This window comes from Sinorhizobium chiapasense (assembly GCF_036488675.1).
Classification (GTDB): domain Bacteria; phylum Pseudomonadota; class Alphaproteobacteria; order Rhizobiales; family Rhizobiaceae; genus Sinorhizobium; species Sinorhizobium chiapasense.
In genome coordinates, this window is sequence record NZ_CP133152.1 from 1,049,819 (window position 1) to 1,069,386 (window position 19,568).

The 19,568-nt window shown below is 61.9% G+C and carries 15 protein-coding genes and 2 pseudogenes; 6 read left to right on the forward strand and 11 right to left on the reverse strand.

Annotated elements, in window-relative coordinates:
* The first annotated feature begins 90 nt into the window (after positions 1–90).
* On the forward strand, positions 91–1,005 hold the full coding sequence (locus tag RB548_RS29530; protein WP_331375948.1) for a LysR family transcriptional regulator: 915 nt from the start codon (positions 91–93) through the stop codon (positions 1,003–1,005).
* A 176-nt stretch (positions 1,006–1,181) separates the two neighbouring features.
* On the opposite strand, the gene RB548_RS29535 is transcribed toward RB548_RS29530, so the two are convergent.
* Positions 1,182–1,469, reverse strand: a complete 288-nt coding sequence (locus RB548_RS29535; RefSeq protein WP_331375949.1) for a hypothetical protein — start codon at positions 1,467–1,469, stop codon at positions 1,182–1,184.
* 345 nt (positions 1,470–1,814) lie between these two features.
* On the opposite strand from RB548_RS29535, the pseudogene RB548_RS29540 reads away from it, so the two are divergent.
* Positions 1,815–2,018: pseudogene (locus RB548_RS29540) on the forward strand (LysR family transcriptional regulator); the annotation flags it as partial.
* Positions 2,019–2,175: 157 nt separating this feature from the next.
* On the opposite strand, the gene RB548_RS29545 reads toward RB548_RS29540, so the two are convergent.
* Entirely contained in the window at positions 2,176–2,538 is a 363-nt protein-coding gene (locus RB548_RS29545; RefSeq protein WP_331375950.1) for a hypothetical protein, read from the reverse strand.
* A 428-nt stretch (positions 2,539–2,966) separates the two neighbouring features.
* Here RB548_RS29545 and RB548_RS29550 point away from each other — a divergent pair, with 428 nt between their 5' ends.
* Complete coding sequence (locus RB548_RS29550) at positions 2,967–5,597, forward strand: malto-oligosyltrehalose synthase (protein WP_331375951.1); 2,631 nt, start codon at positions 2,967–2,969, stop codon at positions 5,595–5,597.
* A gap of 15 nt (positions 5,598–5,612) precedes the next feature.
* Here RB548_RS29550 and RB548_RS29555 read toward each other — a convergent pair whose 3' ends face one another.
* Positions 5,613–6,593, reverse strand: coding sequence for a quinone oxidoreductase family protein (locus tag RB548_RS29555; protein WP_331375952.1), 981 nt, complete (start codon positions 6,591–6,593; stop codon positions 5,613–5,615).
* A gap of 155 nt (positions 6,594–6,748) precedes the next feature.
* Between RB548_RS29555 and RB548_RS29560 the strand changes: the two genes are divergently transcribed.
* Complete coding sequence (locus RB548_RS29560; RefSeq protein ID WP_331375953.1) at positions 6,749–7,138, forward strand: winged helix-turn-helix transcriptional regulator; 390 nt, start codon at positions 6,749–6,751, stop codon at positions 7,136–7,138.
* 6 nt (positions 7,139–7,144) lie between these two features.
* On the opposite strand, the gene xdhC is transcribed toward RB548_RS29560, so the two are convergent.
* From xdhC to uraH, 4 genes are all read right to left on the reverse strand, one after another.
* A complete protein-coding gene (gene xdhC / locus RB548_RS29565; RefSeq protein WP_331375954.1) occupies positions 7,145–8,008 on the reverse strand; it encodes a xanthine dehydrogenase accessory protein XdhC in 864 nt (287 codons plus the stop codon).
* A 62-nt stretch (positions 8,009–8,070) separates the two neighbouring features.
* The gene (xdhB, locus tag RB548_RS29570; protein WP_331375955.1) at positions 8,071–10,416 is read right to left on the reverse strand and encodes a xanthine dehydrogenase molybdopterin binding subunit; all 2,346 of its coding nucleotides are present in this window, start codon (positions 10,414–10,416) and stop codon (positions 8,071–8,073) included.
* A gap of 13 nt (positions 10,417–10,429) precedes the next feature.
* Entirely contained in the window at positions 10,430–11,911 is a 1,482-nt protein-coding gene (gene xdhA, locus RB548_RS29575; protein WP_331375956.1) for a xanthine dehydrogenase small subunit, read from the reverse strand.
* A 6-nt stretch (positions 11,912–11,917) separates the two neighbouring features.
* A complete protein-coding gene (gene uraH / locus RB548_RS29580; RefSeq protein ID WP_331375957.1) occupies positions 11,918–12,289 on the reverse strand; it encodes a hydroxyisourate hydrolase in 372 nt (123 codons plus the stop codon).
* A 169-nt stretch (positions 12,290–12,458) separates the two neighbouring features.
* On the opposite strand from uraH, the gene puuE reads away from it, so the two are divergent.
* Positions 12,459–13,874, forward strand: coding sequence for an allantoinase PuuE (gene puuE / locus RB548_RS29585; RefSeq protein WP_331375958.1), 1,416 nt, complete (start codon positions 12,459–12,461; stop codon positions 13,872–13,874).
* A gap of 71 nt (positions 13,875–13,945) precedes the next feature.
* The gene (locus tag RB548_RS29590) at positions 13,946–14,431 is read left to right on the forward strand and encodes an ureidoglycolate lyase (protein WP_331375959.1); all 486 of its coding nucleotides are present in this window, start codon (positions 13,946–13,948) and stop codon (positions 14,429–14,431) included.
* Positions 14,432–14,495: 64 nt separating this feature from the next.
* Here RB548_RS29590 and RB548_RS29595 read toward each other — a convergent pair whose 3' ends face one another.
* The 4 genes and pseudogenes from RB548_RS29595 to RB548_RS29610 form a co-directional block, all read right to left on the reverse strand.
* Positions 14,496–16,124 (reverse strand): ABC transporter ATP-binding protein, encoded by a 1,629-nt coding sequence (locus RB548_RS29595; RefSeq protein WP_331375960.1) that lies wholly within the window; start codon positions 16,122–16,124, stop codon positions 14,496–14,498.
* Positions 16,117–17,043, reverse strand: a complete 927-nt coding sequence (locus RB548_RS29600) for an ABC transporter permease (protein WP_408642469.1) — start codon at positions 17,041–17,043, stop codon at positions 16,117–16,119. The genes RB548_RS29595 and RB548_RS29600 overlap by 8 nt, the downstream gene beginning before the upstream one ends.
* An 11-nt stretch (positions 17,044–17,054) precedes the next feature.
* A pseudogene (locus tag RB548_RS29605) lies at positions 17,055–17,970 on the reverse strand (ABC transporter permease).
* Between the two features lie 66 nt (positions 17,971–18,036).
* Positions 18,037–19,542, reverse strand: a complete 1,506-nt coding sequence (locus RB548_RS29610) for an ABC transporter substrate-binding protein (protein WP_331375961.1) — start codon at positions 19,540–19,542, stop codon at positions 18,037–18,039.
* Between the last annotated feature and the right edge of the window lie 26 nt (positions 19,543–19,568).

Consider the following 19,568-nt stretch of genomic DNA (forward strand, 5'->3'; position numbering starts at 1 on the left):
AATAAAATTGTGCAGAAATTCAAAGCGTTAAATCGACCTTTTGCGCGGTGAACCGCGCCGGAAGGCATCGGAGGAGCATAGGCGGGAGGCATGTCTTATCTCGATAATGTGCGCGTTTTCGTGCGTGTCGTGGAACTCGGAACGTTGTCGGCGGCAGGGCGCGACCAGCGCGTGACGCCTGCGGTCGCCAGCAACCGGATCAAGGAGTTGGAGCGGCATATGGGTGTTCGCCTCTTCAACCGCACAACCCGCAAGCTGACGCCGACCGAGCACGGCCGCGTCTTCTACGATGGCGCGATCAAAATTCTGGAAGCCGTGAACGAGGCCGAAAGCGCCATCGCCGATCTTTCGCGCAATCCGAAGGGCGCGCTTCGCATCACCGCGCCGCTCGGCATTGGCCGTCGGCTGATTGCCTCCGGGATTCCGGAATTCCACGACAAATATCCGGATATCGAGGTGCGCCTGCGCCTCTCCGACCACAATGTCGATATCTTGAGCGAAGGCGTCGACGTCGCGTTCAAGCTCGGCATTCTGGAGGATTCGAACTTGCGCATGCGCGGCATCATGAACTGCGAGCGGGTGGTCTGCGGCGCCCCCGCCTATTTCGAGCAGCACGGCACACCGGCTACTCCCGACGAGCTCATCACCGACCATCACGACTGTCTGCTGCTGCGCTATCCCGGCTCCAAGGAATATTACTGGACGCTGCAGACGACCGACGGTGTGCGCAAGTTCGAGGTGACCGGCCCCTACGATTCCGACGACGGCGACGTGCTGACGCAGTGGGCGCTCGATGGCCGCGGCATCATCAACAAGCCGCTTTTCGAGGTGAAGCAGTATATAAACGAGGGCGCCCTGATCCCGATCCTGCAGGATGCGCCGCCGCTTAGCGCGCAGCTCGCCGCGATCTATCCGCACAAGCGCTTCCAGGACCCGAAGGTGCGGTTGATCATCGACTTCATGGCCGAACGCTGTCAGAGGCTGATCGGCAGGATGCTAACGTGACATTTAGCGGGTGATTTTCCGCCGACCTACTGCAGCGACCTTTGTCCGTTTGAAAAGACACGGCGCTGTAGCTGGATTCAAGAAAGGGAGGGCGCGCGCTCGTGAGCGACCGCCCTCCCAAATGGTCTGTACGTTAACGATCAATCACGGTTTGTCGGATTTACTCGGGTACGCCGTCAGTCATCCTCATCATCATCTTCGTCATCGTCGTCATCGTCGTCATCTTCGTCATCGTCGTCATCGTCATCATCGTCGTCATCGTCATCTTCGTCTTCGTCATCATCATCCTCGCGCTCACGATGATTGCGACGCTCGCCTTCACGAACGCGCTCGCGATGCCAATCACGGCGGCCTTCACGGTCGCCTCTCTCGCGTTTCTCACCGGCTTTGGCGATATCTATCGCGGATGGTGCCACCAGCGCTAATGCCGTCGAAAGAATAAGAATGCGTCTTAGCTTGTTCATTGCGCCCTCCGTCGTGATTTCCCATGATTAAAAGACCAGCGGACTTGCGCCCGCCGCGAGTACGCTTGAACTTAAAGCAACAAGTTTACCGAAAACAACCTGCACAATTTATTCAAAGATAACGCTTGGATTGTACATCATTTGGTCCCGGCGTTTTTTAGTTTATCTTTATGACAAATCTAATTTGTACATCGCCGGACACTGCGCGCTTGCGATAAATGCTATATTTGCACTCGCTAATTTAGCATCATGAAGGTGAAGGAGAAACAACCCAAAAGGGTTATGCACCGCATTCTAATCGTTCAAAAATGTACCCATATTGGTTGATCCCAACCGCACGCCCCCCAGCTAGCGCCGACCGAGCACGGCCGAGTCTTCTACGACGGCGCCGTCAAGATTCTCGAAGCCGTGAACGAGGCCGAAAGCGCCGTCGCCGATCTTTCCCGCAATCCCAAGGGCGCGCTTCGCATCACTGCGCCGCTCGGCATCGGCCATCGGCTGATTGCCTCCGGCATCCCGGAGTTCCACGACAAATATCCGGATATCGACGCGTGACCCGCCACGCTCCGGGCTACGGCAACAGCCCGCGCGGCTCACGAAGACCGCGGCGGGCAAGGCCGCCTCGCGCTCGGCCCGCTTCGGTTGCTTCGAAATACAAAAGGAGGGCGGCCCTCCGGCAAGCGACCGCCCTCACATTCTACATAGGTCAGCGATTACTGTCGGTCTTGCCGGATTTGCCGGGCACGCCGTCATTGCCGCCGTTGCCGAAGCCGTTGTTGCCCTTCGGGCCCTTGCCGCCGCCGTCACCGTCTCCGTCTCCGTCGCCATCACCGTCACCGTCTCCGTCGCCATCACCGTCACCATCACCGTCGCCGTCGCCGTCGCCGTCTCCGTCACCATCACCGTCGCCGTCTCCGTCACCGTCGCCATCGCCACCTGTCCCGGTGTCGTCGGCCTTCGCAACATCGATCGTGAACGGAGCAGCGAATGCCGCCAGCAATGCTGCCGCCGTGGAAATGGTGAGAATACGCCGCAGTTCATCTACTGTATCTTCGCTGTTTTTATCCATAACGTTCTCCCTTTCTCCTTGATTGCAGGATCAGAAAAAGTAAAACTCTCTTTTCAGGATCCAGTTTTATGTATTTTTTGGGTTAGGTTGCGCCTATTGGTGATACAACCGAAACACTCAGTCACCGCATGTTAGGTTAGCGTAAGAATTTCCGGCTAAGCACAGGCAATTACGGAACCTGAGAAAGGATTTTCCTGACAAACTGGTCGCTATATCATAATCATCCTTCCGGATTAATTCTTTCTGCTACTATGGATGCAACCGCAGCGCGGCATCCTTGCGACGGGTCGGTCTGCAGCAGGACCGATCGGCTCGGCGCCTCGCCAACCGCCACCAGACCTGCCTGCTCCGCACGCGGATTGTCAAATCGCTTGGGAACAAAGGGCGATGAACCGTGTTGAGGCAGCACAGGATTCAAATCACCCGCAATGCAATTGCCCAACGCAACCTACCGCCTTCAATTTCGAAACGGGATGGACTTCGCAAAAGCCGCAGAGCTGGTCCCTCATCTCGTCGGCCTGGGCATATCCCATCTTTACGCCTCGCCGATATTTTCGGCCGTACACGGCTCGACGCATGGCTACGATGTCGTCGACTTTAACGAGATCGACCCCGCTCTGGGCGGTCGCGAGGGATTCTCGCGGCTGGTCCGCCGCCTGAAAGCGCAAGGGCTCGGGATAATCCTGGACATCGTCCCGAACCACATGGCTGCGGGCCTCGAGAACAAATGGTGGCACAACGTCATCGAATGGGGGCGTTCCAGCACCTTTGCCGGTCATTTTGATATCGACTGGCGGTCGCCTCTCACTCTGCCCTTCCTGGAGCAGTCTTTTGACGAGGTGCTCGCCGCCGGCAACATCCGGCTCGCCCTGGACAACAAGCGCAATTGCTTGGCGCTCAAGTATTACGACGCGCCGTATCCGCTCAATCCGGCCACGTATCCGGCAATTCTCAAGGAAGCGAACCCCGCTCTCGAAAGGATCGCTGCCATTGCCGCAGCGGCCGGACCAACGGACACGGCACATCTTCATTCCGAGGTTTCTTCGATGCTGAAGACGCCCGCGACCGCTGCCGAGTTGGACGAGGTTCTCGAACGGCTCTCCGCCGACCAGGATCATCTGCGGCGCCTGCATCAGATGCAGGGCTGGCGACTTACAAGCTGGAAGACGGCGCGGGACCATCTGAGCTATCGCCGGTTCTTCGAAGTAGCCGGTCTCGTCGGCATGCGCGTCGAGGACCCGTCCGTCTTCGCGGACACTCATCGACTGACTCTGGATCTCATCAAGGAAGGCTTGGCCGACGGATTGCGGGTCGACCACATCGACGGGCTTGCCGATCCCGAGGCCTATCTCCGCCGGTTGCGGCAGCACGCAGGCAATAGCACCTACATCGTCGTCGAGAAGATATTGGGAGCGAACGAAACGCTGCCACAGGATTGGCCTGTCGACGGTACCACAGGCTACGAGTTCATCTCCGCCCCGGCCGACCTCCTGACCAACGAGCAGCCTTCGTCCCGGCTTTCGAGCGAGGCGCAGAGATCGGCGGCGGAAAAGGCGGTCCTCGACTGCAAGCTGCAACTGCTGGGCCACAATTTCAACGCCGAAGTCATGCGGCTCGCCAGGCTTGCTGCGGGCAGCGAAAACAACGGCGGTTCCTCACCCGACAGCGGCCGGATCATCGAGGCTGTTCATCACTTGATCGCGGCGCTGCCCGTCTATCGGACCTATGTCAGCGACCGCGGCCCAACCGAGCACGACAGCCGGGTCCTCGACGCGATCGAATCGAAGGCAACGGCCGCCGCACCCGCTGCCGGTGCCGAGATAGCCTTCATTATAGCCGCGCTAAGGTCGAAAAGCAGTTTGGCGGGTGAGGAGTTACAGGCCGGGATCCGGACGCGTTTTCAGCAATTGAGCGGCGCCGTCATGGCCAAGGCGGTCGAGGACACCTTCTTCTACAGACGGACCGATTACCTTGCCGCAAACGAAGTGGGGGCCGATCCATTCTGGAGGCCGGGGGGCGTCGCCCGCTTTCATCGGATGATGAGGGATCGCGCCCGCGACATGCCAAACGGCCTGTCGGCAACGTCGACGCATGACACCAAGCGCGGTGAGGACGCACGCGCCCGTCTCTATACCATCAGCGAGGCACCGGACGTCTGGGCAGCCTCGTTGGCGCGTTGGCACGACATGAATGCCGAGCGGATCCGCCGCCTCCCAGGCGGCGACGCGCCCGAGGCGTCCGTAGAACAGTTCCTCTACCAGAGCCTGCTTGGCATCTGGCCCATCAAGCCCGCTCTCGATGAAGACGTTCTTTCCGCGCTGCGCGAGCGCCTTGGCGGATTTGCCGTTAAAGCGCTCCGAGAAGCAAAGCTCAGGACGAGCTGGGAGTCTCCGGACGAGCGCTATGAAATGGCGGTGACCGCCTTTCTCTCGGATCTCCTCGATTTGCAAAACCGAATATTTCTCGAAAACTTCGAGAGAACGGCGAGGCCCTTCATCCAGGCCGGCTTGATCAACAGCCTCTCGCAAACCCTGGTCAAAGTGACCGCACCGGGAGTTCCGGATATTTATCAAGGCAGCGAGCGTCTCGACTTCAGCCTCGTCGATCCTGATAACCGCCGGCGTTTTTCACCACGACCCTCGCTCTCCGCCCTTCCGCGCGTGCCGACCGCCGGCAATTTCGAAGACTGCAAGCAAGCGTTGATCGGAACATGCCTCATCTATCGTAAAAACAGGGGCTCGGACCTGTTCACGAGAGGCGGCTATCTTCCCTTGCAGCTGCGAGGCCCCGCCTCCCGCAACGCCGCCGCCTTCATGCGCCACACCGAAAACCACTTTTCGATCACGGTGGTCCCGCGCCTCATCTTCCGCCATACGGACGGGGACCGGCTGTCCGTTCTTCCGGGCCTCTGGCAGGACACCTGTCTCGTATGGCCCGATGGCCGCGATCTCATGCGATTGCGGAATCTCGCCACCGACGACGTCGTTGAGCCTCAGCGCCACGTTCCTATCGCGAACCTCCTGCGCGGCTTCGCCGTTGCCTGCCTCGTTCCGGCGTGACCGATCACCGCCACCTCAGGGGACCAGTACGATCTTCCCAGTCGTTTGCCGACTCTCGAGCGCCCTGTGCGCATCTGCGGCCCGCGTGAGCGGAAAGTACCCGCCGTCGATCACCCTGAGCAGCCCCTTTTCAGCCTGATGGAAGAGATCGGCGAGGTCGGTCTTCAAGTCGGCGGCTGTCAGGAGAGGAAGCAGGGCGAACCCGTGTAGGGACTGGTTTCGCGAGAACATCGCCTCCATTTCGGCCGAACCGAGACCGAACCGGCCCAAGGCGCCGAAAACCAGTTCGCCGCCGGGTGCGAGGAGATCCAGCGCCGCTTTCGTGAATGGGCCACCGATCAAGTCGTATATGATATCGATGCGCCTACCGTTGAGCGTTTCCTTGAGGGTCGCTGTCCAATTCGGCAGTGTGTAGTCGACGCCGATGTCGGCGCACAGAGAGCGTACCAAGTCCAGCTTGGCATCCGAGCTTGCCGTCGCCACGATCGATCGGGCTCCGGCGCTCTTCGCCAGCTGGATCAGCAGCGAACCGACCCCGCCCGCGGCGGCAGTCATCAGGATCGTCTTTCCTTTCGATGGGCTTTGCCGGATGAGGTGCAACGCCGTCAGGCCCTGGATCATTAGCGCGGTCGCCGTCTCAAACGGCAAAGCATCCGGAATTGCCACCAACACACCAGCATCGATCGTAACATACTCGGCGTAACCGCCGGAGCCGCGGCCGAAGGCGAACATGGGAGCAGCGACCCGGTTGCCGATGATGGCGTCGGAAACGCCGGCGCCCACGGCCTCGACGACACCGGTGACCTCGACACCGGGAATCATCGGCAACTCCGGCGTCACCGCGTAGCGATCCTCTCGCATCAGCACTTCGAAAAAATTGACACCGATGGCACGTGTGCGAACGAGAACCTCCCCCTCTGCCGGCTTCGGCTTGGGGACATCAATGATTTCAAGCACCTCGGGCGGACCGAAATGGCGGAACTGAATCGCTTTCATGTGCATCTGCCTTGGATCGTGGTGGGTTAGAAGCGATGCAATTCCGGGCGGGAAACCGTTACACACTTTCCTGGAATTGCTCTGACCGCCATTTAGGTCTACGGTCCATGAGGGATCTACACACTCTTTTGTTCCATACTGACCAGATGGTAACTATGGCCGAGATCATGAAGAAATTGCCGGTTCTGCCCTCCGAGCGGGCCTTGAAGGTGATCTCCGGGCGCTGGAAGGCCGTCATCCTCTATCACCTGTTCGATGCGCCAAAACGGCTGTCCGAGCTCAAGAGGCTGGTCCCCGCCGTCAGTCAAAAGGTTCTGATCCAGCAACTCCGCGAGATGGAGGAGCACGGCCTTGTTCATCGGGAGATCTTTCGCGAGGTCCCGCCGCGCGTGGAATATTCGGCGACAGCACTCGGCCTCAGCCTCGAACCCGTACTGCTTGCGCTCTGCGAGTGGGGCCAGCGCCACGCGGCGGAGTTGAACGAGCTCGAACGTCTTGCGGATTGCGTCATCAGGCCTCGGCCCGGTGCTGAGAGCACCGGTTGACCTGCCCTACGCCCTCACCGGCCTTCCCCGTTTGCGCGACGGGGCATCGCCTTCCGGGTGATCGTGGCTCAGGGCGGCCGTCATGATTTCGGCGGCGGCAAGCGCTGCGATGACGGCCGGCCGCTTGTCCTTGACCGTCGTTCCGCCGATCGGGCACACGAGCCTGTCGAAAAGTTCCGGACGCTTTATTTCCCGCGAAAGCCAGCTCTTGAACGTGGCCCGCTTGGTCTTCGAGCCGATCATGCCGACATAGCAGGCATCCTCGCGGCCGAGCGCTTCGGCGGCAATCAGGAAATCCAGCGCATGGTCATGGGTGAGAATGACGAAAGCGCTTCCCGCCGGGGCATCGCGCACGAGCGCCTCCGGCATCGCCGTGAGGCAGGTCTCGATCCCGGGCACATCGACAGCCGAAAGCTCCTGCTCGCGTGTATCGACGAGAATGGTTCGAAGCGGCACCAGTGAAAGCGCCATTACGAGCGCGTCGCCGACATGGCCGGCGCCGAAGACGTAAACATGCGGCCGGCGGGCGATCTCGCGGTCGCTGCGCTCGATCAGTACCGCACGGGTTTCCTTGTCGACCGCCTTGAAGGCGAGCGCCACGCGACCGCCACAGCATTGGCCGATCTCCGGGCCGAGCGGGATCGTCAGCTCGTGCTCCACGCTCGCTCCCTGGAACAGCTTCCGCGCGTGATCGATCGCCATATATTCCAGCTGGCCGCCGCCGATCGTCGCGAAGGTGCGATCCTTCGAGACGAGCATCCAGGCATCCGTATCGCGCGGCGTCGAACCGGCCGCGACGGCCACCTCGACGAGAATGCAGGCTGCCTCTCGGTTCAGGAAAGCCCGGATATCCTCTCTGCTCGCAAGCATACTCGTGGTTCCTGTTTCCGCGCGTGGTCCGACGCCCGGTCGGCCATGCGCTGCATCAAATGCTACCGCGTCGTCTCCGTTGCTGCGTTCCCGCGCAGACGCTCGATCGCCATCAACACGCGCTCGGGCGTCGCCGGGGCGTCGATGCGCGGCGGAATACGATATTCTGCAACACTCGCCGCTGCCATGGATATAGCTTCGAGAACGGAAATGCCCAACATGAAGGGCGGTTCGCCGACCGCCTTGGAGCGGCGGATCGTCTCCTCCCGGTTGACCGACCACTCGGCCAGACGCACGTTGAAGATGCGTGGCCTGTCGGAGGCGAGCGGGATCTTGTAGGTGGAAGGCGCATGGGTTCGCAGCCGCCCGTTGGCGTCCCACCAGAGTTCCTCCGTCGTCAGCCAGCCCATGCCCTGCACGAATGCGCCCTCGACTTGGCCAAGATCGAGCGCCGGGTTGAGCGACCTGCCGACGTCGTGAATGATGTCGGTGCGATCGACCTGGTATTCGCCGGTCAGCGTGTCGACGCTGACCTCCGAGCAGGATGCCCCATAGGCATAATAGTAGAACGGGCGTCCCCTGCCCTCGGAGCGGTTCCAGTGGATCTTGGGCGTCTTGTAGAAGCCAGCGGCGGAAAGCTGCACGCGCGCCGTATAGGCCATCTTGATGAACTCCGGGAACGAGATGCGCTCGCTGCCGATCCTGACCACATTCGGCTCGAAGGCGACATCCGCTTCGCTGACGCCATAGCGTTCCGCCGCAAAGCTGACGAGCCGCGCCTTGATCTGCTGGGCCGCATTGGCCGCCGCCATGCCGTTCAGATCCGAGCCGGACGACGCCGCCGTCGCCGACGTGTTCGGCACTTTGCCGGTCGAGGTCGCGGTCACCTTGATCCGGTCGAGATCGACCTGGAACTCGTCGGCCGCGACCTGGGCGACCTTCGTGTAAAGCCCCTGTCCCATCTCGGTACCGCCATGGTTCAGGTGGATCGAGCCGTCGGTGTAGACATGGACCAGTGCGCCTGCCTGGTTGTATTCTGTCTTGGTGAAGGAGATGCCGAACTTCACCGGCGTCAGCGCGATCCCACGCTTGATCACGCGGTTCTCGCGATTGAAGGCGAGAACAGCTTCACGTCGGGCGGCATAGTCCGCCGACGTTTCGAGTTCCTCGATGATCCGCCCGATGATGTTGTCTTCCACCGTCTGGTGATAGGGCGTCAGGTTCCGCCCCTCGCCGCCGTAGAAGTTGCGCTTGCGGATCTCGAGCGGATCCTTGCCGAGCGTGTAAGCGATGTCCTCGATCATCCGCTCGCCGCCGACCATGCCCTGCGGTCCGCCGAAACCGCGGAAGGCGGTGTTCGACACCGTATTGGTTTTCATCGGCCGCGAGCGCAGCCGGACGTTCGGATAGAAATAGCAATTGTCGGCGTGGAAAAGCGCACGGTCGGTCACAGGCCCCGAGAGGTCCGCCGAGAAGCCGCAGCGCGCGGCAAAGACGGCATCGACCGCCTCGATCCGGCCGTCCTCGTCAAAGCCGATCTTGTAGTCGACATGGAAGTCGTGACGCTTGCCGGTCGCCGTCATGTCGTCATCGCGGTCAGGGCGGATCTTGACGGCACGGCGGTACTTTCGCGCCGCCATCGCGGCGACCGCCGCAAAGAGGTTCGCCTGCGTCTCCTTGCCGCCGAAGCCGCCGCCCATGCGCCGGACATTGACCGTCACCGCGTTGGAGGGAACGCCCAACACCTGGGCGACCATATGCTGCGTCTCGCTCGGATGCTGGGTCGAGGCGAATACGGTCACCTCGTCGTCCTCGCCAGGGATCGCGAAGGAAATATGGCCTTCCAGGTAGAAGTGGTCCTGGCCGCCGATCCGCATCTCGCCCTGAATGACATTTCTTGCCTTGGCGAAGCCGGCATTGATGTCGCCGCGTTCGAGCTTCAGCGGATCGATCACCAGCGGATAGTTCGCCGCCGCCGCCTCCTGAACGTCCGTGACGTGCGGCAGGTCGCGATAGTCGATCTTGGCCTTTGCCGCCGCCCGCCGCGCGGCATCGCGTGACGTGGCGATCACGGCGAAGATCGGCTGACCGTGGAACTCGACCTTGCCGGTCGCAAAGACCGGATCGTCATGTTTGTGCGCGGGGCTGATATCGTTTTCGCCGGGGATTTCGTCCGCCGTCAGAATGCCGACGACGCCGGCGCTAGCGCTGACTTCTGCAAAATCGATCGACAGGATTTCCGCGTGCGCCCGGGCGGACAGGCCGATATAGCCGTGCAACGTCCCGGCAGGCTCGGGAATGTCGTCGATATATTCGGCCGTGCCCGAGACATGCTTGTGGCCCGACTCGTGCTTTTCCTTCTCGTGAACGCCGCCGCGGATGCGGTCGATGGGCTGCATCACATTCATGGCTCAAACCTCCCTATACCGCGACGGCGATGGCGCGATCGAGCCGGACGCGTCCGGCCTCCTGCGTTTCCAGGTAAAAGCGGCGAAGCAGGTTCTTCGCCACGAGCATTCGGTATTCGGCCGAGGCGCGCCAATCGGTCAAAGGCGTGAAGTCCTCGGAGAAAGCCGCCACACCGGCTTCAATCGTTGCATCGTTCCAGTCCGCTCCTTTCAGCACCGCCTCTACGTGCGAAGCGCGCTTCGGCGTCCCCGCCATTCCGCCGAAAGCGATCGTTGCGTCAGCGACCTTGCCCTGATCATCGAGGAATACGCGAAAGGCACCACAAACGGCAGAAATGTCCTCGTCGAGGCGCTTCGTCACCTTGTAGACGGCAAAGCGGGCTCCTTCGTCGAGGAAGGGAATGCGTACGGTTTCGACAAATTCGCCGGGTTCGCGATCCTGCTTCCCGTATTCGATGAAGAAAGCCTCGAGCGGCAGGGTCCGACGCCGTGCGCCCTTGCGCAGTGTTACCGATGCGTCAAGTGCGATCAGCGCCGGCGGCGTGTCGCCGATCGGCGAACCATTGGCGATGTTACCGCCGACCGTACCCATGTTGCGCACCTGCTGCCCGCCGATCCGGTCCCACAGCTCCCGCATTTGCGGGAGGTGTTCCACAATCACCGGAAAGGCTTCGGTATAGCTGACACCGGCCCCGAGCGTGATGCCGTCGCTATCGACGGAAATCCGGCGCAGTTCTTCGAGATGCGAGATGTGCACCACCGGCGCTATATCGCGCATGAACTTCGTCACCCAGAGACCGACGTCGGTCGAGCCCGCGACGATCGTCGCCTTGGGGTCGGCTTCGAGGATGGCGGCGAAGTCGTCGGCGGAGGCCGGCAGCACGAAGCGTTCAGCCTCCTTGCCGATCACGACGCGGCGGCCATCCTGAAGCGCGGCAAGCTGCCTGCCGATATTTTCACGCTCCGCGACGAGCGGATCCTTTCCGATCTCCCCGATCGATGAAATCGCTTCCGCCGCACGGAAGATCGCGGCGTAGCCGGTGCAACGACAGAGATTGCCCTGCAGCGCCTTTTCGATCTCCTGAATGCTCGGTTTCGGATTTTCCATCCAGAGGCCATAGAGCGACATGACGAAGCCCGGCGTGCAGAAGCCGCACTGCGAGGCGTGCGTATCGACCATCGCCTGCTGCACCGGATGAAGCGGACCGTTCGGCTGAGCCAGTGCATCGACGGTAACGACATGGCAGCCATCGAGCGAACCGACAAAGCGGATGCAGGCATTGATGGATTCGTATTTCAATTGACCGCCAAGAAGTCGGCCGACGAGCACGGTGCAGGCACCGCAGTCGCCCTCGGCGCAACCTTCCTTCGTCCCGCGCAGGTTGCGGTCGATGCGCAGGAAATCGAGCAGGGTCTGGACCGGCGAGACGTCGGCGAGCTCGACGAGCCGGTCGTTCAGCAGGAAGCGGATCGTGTTGCGGATTTCTGTCGTCATGGCCGGTCAGCTCCCGCGGTAGGTCGAATAGCCATAGGGCGAAAGCAGGAGCGGCACGTGATAGTGCGCCTGCTGGTCGGCGATCCCGAAGCGGATCGGGATGACGTCGAGAAACGGATTGGCGCCGCGGTCCGCAGCCGGGCCGAGATATTCGCCGGCGTGGAAACGCAGCTCGTAGGTGCCGCTTTCCATGCGTTCGCCGGCGAGAAGCGGCCGGTCGCAGCGGCCGTCGTCGTTGGTCCGCGCCGAGGCGAGATGCTCCGCCCGCTCGCCATCGAACCGGTAGAGCTCTATGCGCAGGTTGCTGGCCGGCTTGCCGCTTGCCGTGTCCAGCACGTGGGTCGTCAGGCGCCCGGCGTTTCCACCTTGAGATTGCATGCGTTTCGCTCCTCCCCAAGTCGACTTTCCACTGCACAGTATCCGGAGGGGCGATGCGCTTGTGTAGCGGCCTCGGCCTTCGAGACTTTCAAATTTTTTGAGGGGAATGAGGGAGCGGCTTTCTCGCTACCAATTGTCCTGAGAGACAATTTCTGGAGGCGCTTATTTCATGAGATATCCCCGCGATCTTCACGGCCATGGCCCAAATCCCCGTGCCGTGTGGCCGGACGGAGCGCGGATCGCCGTCCAGTTCGTCATCAATTACGAGGAGGGCGGCGAAAACTGCGTGCTGCATGGCGACGCTGCGTCGGAGGCTTTTCTGTCGGAGATCGTCGGCGCGCAAGCCTGGCCGGGTCAGCGCCACTGGAACATGGAGTCGATCTACGAATATGGCGCGCGCGCTGGCTTCTGGCGCTTGCACCGCCTGTTCACGGATCGCGATCTGCCCGCCACCGTTTATGGCGTGGCAACGGCGCTCAAGCGATCGCCCGCCCAGGTCGCGGCGATGCAGGAGGCCGGCTGGGAGATTGCCTCGCACGGGCTGAAATGGATCGAGCACAAGGATTTCAGCGTAGAAAGGGAGCGGGCCGAAATCGCCGAGGCGATCCGCCTCCACACGATCGTCACCGGCGAGCGGCCGCGCGGCTGGTACACCGGCCGCTGCTCGGAAAACACGTTTGACCTCGTGACCGAGGCCGGCGGCTTCGACTATGTCTCCGATTCCTACGCCGACGATCTTCCCTACTGGCATCAGCACGGCGGCAGGCACCAGCTCGTCATTCCTTACACGCTCGACGCCAACGACATGCGCTTCGCGACAGCGCAGGGCTTCAACAGCGGCGACCAGTTCTTCAGCTACCTGAAGGATAGCTTCGACGTCCTCTACGCAGAGGGTGCCGCCGGCTCGCCGAAAATGATGAGCATTGGGCTCCACTGCCGCCTCGCGGGCCGGCCGGGCCGGATCGCCGCGCTCGCCCGGTTCCTCGATTATGTGAAGGGGCATGAGAAGGTCTGGCTTGCCCGCCGAATCGACATCGCCCGCCACTGGGCGAAGACCTACCCCTTCGAAGACGACAACGGCCGCCCGTCGCGGATTTCCGAAGAGGCCTTCGTCGCCCGTTTCGGCGGCGTCTTCGAACATTCGAAGTGGATCGCCAAACGCGCCTTCGCCGATGAACTTTCGCCCGCCAATGACACGGCGATCGGTCTCCACGCCGCACTCGTCCATGCTTTTCGCAGCGCCACGGATGAGGAGCGGCTCGCGGTCCTCAACGCGCATCCGGACCTTGCCGGCAAGCTCGCCCAGGCCAGACGCCTGACCGAAAGCTCCACCAGCGAACAGGCCTCTGCCGGGCTCGACGCGCTGACGGACGGCGAGCGCGAGCGGTTCACGACCCTCAACAGCGCCTATGTCGAAAAGTTCGGCTTCCCCTTCATCATGGCGGTCAAGGGAAGGCGCAAGGACGAGATCCTCGCCGCCTTCGAAAGCCGGATCGGCAACGACCGCAAAACCGAATTCGAGACGGCATGCCGTCAGGTGGAAAGGATTGCGCTCCTCCGCCTGCAGGACACGCTGCCAAACTGAGGGACATGCGATGATGACCGGACGGCGGCGTCAGCCGTCTATGCGTCTTTGAAGGATCTGGAAGCTACGAGATGAAGGAAATCGCGATCCAGCCGTTGACCCGCGAGGCTTTTGCGCCGTTCGGCGACGTCATCGAGCCTGAAAACGCCCACAGTTTTCCGATCAACGGCGGCAGGTGCATGCGCTACCACGACCTCGCCAGGATCGAGACTGCGGGCGAAAAGGCCCGCCCGATGATCAGCATCGTGCGCGGCGAGCCTTACGCCCTGCCCCTGACATTGACCATGGTCGAGCGTCACCCGCTTGGGAGCCAGGCTTTCATCCCGCTCAGCCGCAACCCGTTCCTGGTCGTGGTTTCCGAGGAGACGGCCGATGGCCCAGGGGAGCCGCGCGCCTTCCTGGCGGCACCGGGCCAGGGCGTCAACATAGCCCGTAACGTCTGGCACGGCATCCTGACGCCCCTGGAGGGTGTTTCCGATTTCGCGGTGATCGACCGCGGCGGTGACGGCGTGAACCTGGAGGAACACTTCTTCGAGGAGCCGTTCCTCGTACGGTAACTTGCCATCGAGATCGGGATGGGCGCGAAGGCCCCTCCTCCCGATACTGCCGGCGGTATGATGGTCAGCCCACTTCGACGCCGACCCGCACGTTTGGCATGCGCCGCGCGGCCTGGACACGCGGATCCGGGTCGAGACCGGCATCCAGCAGGCGGCGCGTGTAGTCGCGTTGCGGGTTCTCGAAGATCTGCCTGACGGTGCCGACTTCGACGCATTCGCCTGCCTGCATCACCATCACATGATCGGCGAAATCGCGCACCACCGGCAGGTCGTGGGCGATGAAGATAAAGGCGATGCCGAGTTCACGCCGCAGCTTGTCGAGCAGCGCGATCACTTGCGCCTGGATAGAGACGTCGAGCGCGGAAACCGCCTCGTCGCAAACGATGAGTTCGGGCCGCAGAGCCAGCGCGCGGGCAATCGCGATCCTCTGGCGCTGGCCGCCGGAGAACTGGTGCGGATAGCGTTCGGCGTGGGCGGGCGAAAGGCCTACCTGCGTCAGCAATTCCTCCACCCGCGCGCGCCATTGCGCCTTCGGCAGGATCTCGGGGTGGATGACCCAGGCCTCGGATATCAGCTGGTAGACCGTCATGCGCGGATTGAGCGACTGGGTCGGATCCTGAAACACCATCTGCAGCTGGCGTCGGAGCTGGTAGAGCTCCTTGGCCGGCATTTTCAGAAGGTCCCGGCCCTTCCAATAGGCGTGGCCTGAATCCGCTTCATCGAGCCGTAGCAGCGCGCGCGCCAGCGTCGACTTTCCCGATCCGCTTTCGCCGACGACGGCCAGCGTCTCCCCCGGCTGTAGCGTGAAGGTCACGCCCTTCAATGCCGTGAAGGAGCCATAGGACTTGCAGAGATTTTCGACCTTCAAAAGCGGCTCGCCGGTGGCATTCGGTTCATGCATCTCGCCCCGGCCGGGAGCGGCCGAAATCAGCTTGCGCGTGTAAGGATGCTTGGGATTGTGATAGACCTCATCCGGCGTTCCGGTCTCCACGATCTCGCCGGCGTTCATCACGACCACCCGGTCGGCGATGTCGGCCACGACCCCGAGGTCGTGGGTGATCAACAGCAGTCCGAGGCCGGTTTCCTGCTGCAGTTCGCCGAGAAGTGCAAGCACTTCGGCCTGCACCGTCACATCGAGCGCGGTCGTCGGCTCGTCGGCAATCACAATGTCGGGTTTGAGCGCAAGCGCCATTGCGATCATCAGACGCTGGCGCTGACCGCCGGAAAACTGGTGCCGATATTTACGCATCGCCGTTTCCGGCGCGGGAATGCCGACGCGCTTCAAAAGATCGAGCGCGCGTGCGCGCGCCGCCTCTGCCGGCACTCCATGAATACGCATGACCTCGATGATCTGCCAGCCGACGGTGAAGACCGGGTTCAGGTGACTCAAGGGGTCCTGGAAGATCATCGCGATCCGTTTGCCGTTGATCGCGCGGCGCTCGTCGTCGGACATGGCGAGCAGGTTTTTGCCGGCGAAGATGACCTCGCCGTTGGTGATCTCGCCTGGCGGCATGTCGATCAGGTTCATGATCGCGGAGGCGGAGACAGACTTGCCCGAGCCGCTTTCACCCAGGATTGCCAGCGTCTCGCCGCGGTCCAGGTGCCAGCTTATGTTGCGCACCGCATGTACCGTTCCGCCGGCCGTATGGAACTGAACGGAGAGGTTGCGAACTTCAAGCAGATGCTCAGCCATTCTTGCGGCCTCCGATTTCGAGTCTCCAGCGCTGCGCCGGATCGAGGGCGACACGCATCCAGTTCGACAGCAGGTTGAGCGACAGCGTCGTGAGAATGATCGCCAGGCCCGGCCAGAACGCCAGCCACCAGGCGTTGGTGAGGTATTGCTTGCCTTGCGCGACCATCAGGCCCCAGGTGACCTCGGGCGGCTGAATGCCGATGCCGAGGAAGGAGAGCGAGGACTCGGCGAGCATGACGAAGGCGAAGTCGAGCGTCGCTATGGTCACGAGCGTCGGGACGACCATGGGAAGAATATGGCGGAAGACGATCCGCAGGGATGAAGCCCCCATGACCTTCGCCGCCTGCACGAACATGCGCTGGCGGATTTCGAGAACCTCGGCCCGCGTCGTGCGCAGATAGACCGGGATCCGCGTGATAGCGAGAACGATCACGATATTGCCGACCGACGGCGACAACATGTAGAGCACGATCACCGCGAGAAGCAGCGATGGGAAGGACATGATCACGTCCGCAAGCCGCATGATCACGTTCGATACCCGCTCCGACGCGTAGCCGGCAACGAGGCCGAGCAACGCACCGACGACACCGGAACAGACGACCGCGCCAGCGGCGATCATCAGCGTGTTTTGCGCGGCGACTACGATGCGGGCGAGCAACGGACGGCCGAGCGCGTCGGCTCCGAGCAGGAAGAGCCAGCCCCTATCGAGCGTAAACGGAGCGAGGTTACGGGCGCGCAGGTTCTGGGCGACTGCGGCTTCGCGTAGCAACATCGGCCCGAAGAGCGCGCACAGGACCGCAACGATGAGGAAGACCGTCGCGAAGAACGCGAACTTGTCGCGCCACAGCATGCCGATGAGCACGTGCGCCTTGCCGCGCTGCTTGGTCGAGATCTGCGTGGATGGCAAAGTACCGGACATGGTCATGGCCTTCAGGTCCTGAGGCGCGGATCGAGCAACGCGTAGGCAATGTCGATCAGCAGGTTCATGACGAAGATCGCAAGCGCGGTGACCATGATCGCCGCAAGGATCACGTTGAAGTCGCGCTGCAGGATGGAATCGATCATCAGTTTGCCGACGCCGGGAAAGCCGAAGATCGTCTCGACGACAACGGCGCCGTTGAGCATCGCGGCCGCCTGGTCACCGATGACGGTGATCACTGGCAGCATGGCGTTGCGCAGCGTATGGACGAAAATGATCGAACGATTTCCGACGCCCTTGGCGCGCGCCGTTTTCACGTAGGCGGATCCGAAAGCCGTGAGCATCGATCCGCGCACCACCTGAAGAATTAAGCCGAATGGTCGGATGAAGAGCACCGCGACGGGCAGGATCCAGTGCCAGACCGTCCCCGTACCCGAGGTCGGAACCCAGCCGAGCGTGATCGAAAAGACGACGATGCCGACGATCGCGATCCAGAAATCCGGTGCCGAAGCGCCGATCAGTGAAACGAGCGAGACAAAACGATCGAACAGGCCGCCCGGACGGAAAGCCGCGATCGAGCCGATGGTGATGGCGAGCGCCGTAACCAGCGCGATGGTGATCAGCGCCAATTGCAGCGTCCAGGCGAAGGACTCGAGAACCACGTCGATTGCGGGACGCGCCTTGCGGATCGAGTCTCCGAAGTCGAGGTGCAGCACGTCCCAGACATATCGCCCGAACTGCTGGATAAGAGGGATCGTTCAATCCATGCAGTTCGCGGAACTGATCGAGCATTTCCTGCGTCGCATCGATCGGTAGGAACAAGGCCGCCGGATCGCCCGTCAGCCGCGACAGGAAGAACACCATCACCACGAGCGCGACGAGCGAGAAGAAACTCGACACGATGCGCCTCATCATCTTTTTTCCCATCGGTCCAACTCCCGATTGTTGATGGAAGGGCGGAGTTGCCGCCGCCCTTCCCATTTCAGGATCCGCTTACTTGAAACGGATTTCCGACAATTGCAGCTGCGAATTGGTTGCGATCGTCGGCGTGAAATCGACGCGCGGATTGACCCGCGCAAAGCCAACCATATGGAACAGCAGCACATCGGCAACCACGTCGTCATGAAGGTAGCCGATGAGCTTCTTCCAATCGGCTGCGCGTGCCTCGCCCGTTGCCGCGGTCGCTTCGGCGATCATCTTGTCGACCTCCGGATTGGCGATGCCCGATTGACGGCCGTTGCTGTCGTACTTGAAGTACATCGAGAAGACCGGATCGCCACGCGCATTGTCGTGCTGCGCGGCGACAAGCTGCGGTCCGCGGTTTTCCGGATAGGGCTTGGAATACTGCTTCTCGAATTCCGCGACCTCGTACATCTGCAGCTTCGTCTTGAAGCCGACCTCTTCGAACATCTGCTGGGCGGCTTCGAGCACTTCCACCACGTTCGGGAAGTTGTTGGTGCGCCCGACGATGGTGATCGGCGTTTCGACCGGAACGCCATCGGCCTTTGCCTCGGCAAGCAGCTTCTTGGCGCCTTCCGGATCGTAGGGCGCTACCTTCACGTCGGGGTTCCAGCCAAGGGTCGTCGGCGGCACGATGGCTGTCGCCTTGATCGCGCCCTTCGGCAGCAGCGTGCCGATGAAGGCATCACGATCGAGTGCCATGTTGAGCGCCTGGCGTACGCGCTTGTCATTGAGCGGCGGGATGGAGTGGTCGAGCCGCATGTAGAAGGTTTCGGAGTTGGGATAGCTGAAATCCATCTCCGCGTCGTTGGCATCGAGTTCCGAGATCAGCGGCGCAATGTCGGCCTCGCCGGCTGCAACCATAGCCGCCCGCACGGAAGGATCCGCCCGGAACACATAGGTCGCCTTCGTTACCTCCGGCGCGCTTCCCCAGTAGTCGTCACGGCGCGTAAGCGTGATGCTCTGACCCGCCTTCCACTCCGCGAGCTTGTAAGGACCCGTACCGATTGGCTCACGCGTGAATTCGATCGGCGTCTCGGCAGGCACGATCGTTACCAGCGTCATCAATAGCGGCAGAATGGGCTGCGCCGGTGTCGCGGTGATATCGATCGTATTGTCGTCGACAACCTTCGTCTCCAGCTTGGTGTCGCCGAAATAGCGCGGGCTTTCGCACGAGATCTTGTCGCTCATCGCCCGTTCGATCGAGTGCTTGACGTCACCGGCGTCGAAGCCGGATCCGTCGGAGAACTTCGCATCCTTGCGCAGATGGAAGCGCCAGGTGCCGGGGCTCGCCTCCTCCCAGCTCTCGGCCAGGCGCGGCATCAGCCCCTTGTTGTTGCGCACGTCGAGTTCCGTCAGTGTTTCGGAAACATTCTGCAGGATGATGCGCCCGATGTTCGAACGCGTCGCCATGCAAGGCTCCACAAGGTCGACTTCTTCGTCGAGAACGACCGTGATGTCCTTTGCCTCCTGGGCCCAGGCCGATGCTGCCGCCGACGCGGTCATCATCAAGCCCAACAACAGTCTTTTGCCCTTCATCTACTCCTCCCTGATGAGCTAGCGCT

Excerpts from the sequence above, each read along its gene's own strand:
- RB548_RS29600 (WP_408642469.1), bottom strand. The coding sequence starts at position 17,043 with ATGTCCGGTACTTTGCCATCCACGCAGATCTCGACCAAGCAGCGCGGC.
- uraH (WP_331375957.1), bottom strand. The coding sequence starts at position 12,289 with ATGCAATCTCAAGGTGGAAACGCCGGGCGCCTGACGACCCACGTGCTG.
- RB548_RS29610 (WP_331375961.1), bottom strand. The coding sequence starts at position 19,542 with ATGAAGGGCAAAAGACTGTTGTTGGGCTTGATGATGACCGCGTCGGCG.
- RB548_RS29535 (WP_331375949.1), bottom strand. The coding sequence starts at position 1,469 with ATGAACAAGCTAAGACGCATTCTTATTCTTTCGACGGCATTAGCGCTG.
- RB548_RS29550 (WP_331375951.1), top strand. The coding sequence starts at position 2,967 with ATGCAATTGCCCAACGCAACCTACCGCCTTCAATTTCGAAACGGGATG.
- RB548_RS29555 (WP_331375952.1), bottom strand. The coding sequence starts at position 6,593 with ATGAAAGCGATTCAGTTCCGCCATTTCGGTCCGCCCGAGGTGCTTGAA.
- xdhC (WP_331375954.1), bottom strand. The coding sequence starts at position 8,008 with ATGCTTGCGAGCAGAGAGGATATCCGGGCTTTCCTGAACCGAGAGGCA.
- RB548_RS29545 (WP_331375950.1), bottom strand. The coding sequence starts at position 2,538 with ATGGATAAAAACAGCGAAGATACAGTAGATGAACTGCGGCGTATTCTC.
- xdhA (WP_331375956.1), bottom strand. The coding sequence starts at position 11,911 with ATGACGACAGAAATCCGCAACACGATCCGCTTCCTGCTGAACGACCGG.
- xdhB (WP_331375955.1), bottom strand. The coding sequence starts at position 10,416 with ATGAATGTGATGCAGCCCATCGACCGCATCCGCGGCGGCGTTCACGAG.
- puuE (WP_331375958.1), top strand. The coding sequence starts at position 12,459 with ATGAGATATCCCCGCGATCTTCACGGCCATGGCCCAAATCCCCGTGCC.
- RB548_RS29595 (WP_331375960.1), bottom strand. The coding sequence starts at position 16,124 with ATGGCTGAGCATCTGCTTGAAGTTCGCAACCTCTCCGTTCAGTTCCAT.
- RB548_RS29560 (WP_331375953.1), top strand. The coding sequence starts at position 6,749 with ATGGCCGAGATCATGAAGAAATTGCCGGTTCTGCCCTCCGAGCGGGCC.
- RB548_RS29530 (WP_331375948.1), top strand. The coding sequence starts at position 91 with ATGTCTTATCTCGATAATGTGCGCGTTTTCGTGCGTGTCGTGGAACTC.
- RB548_RS29590 (WP_331375959.1), top strand. The coding sequence starts at position 13,946 with ATGAAGGAAATCGCGATCCAGCCGTTGACCCGCGAGGCTTTTGCGCCG.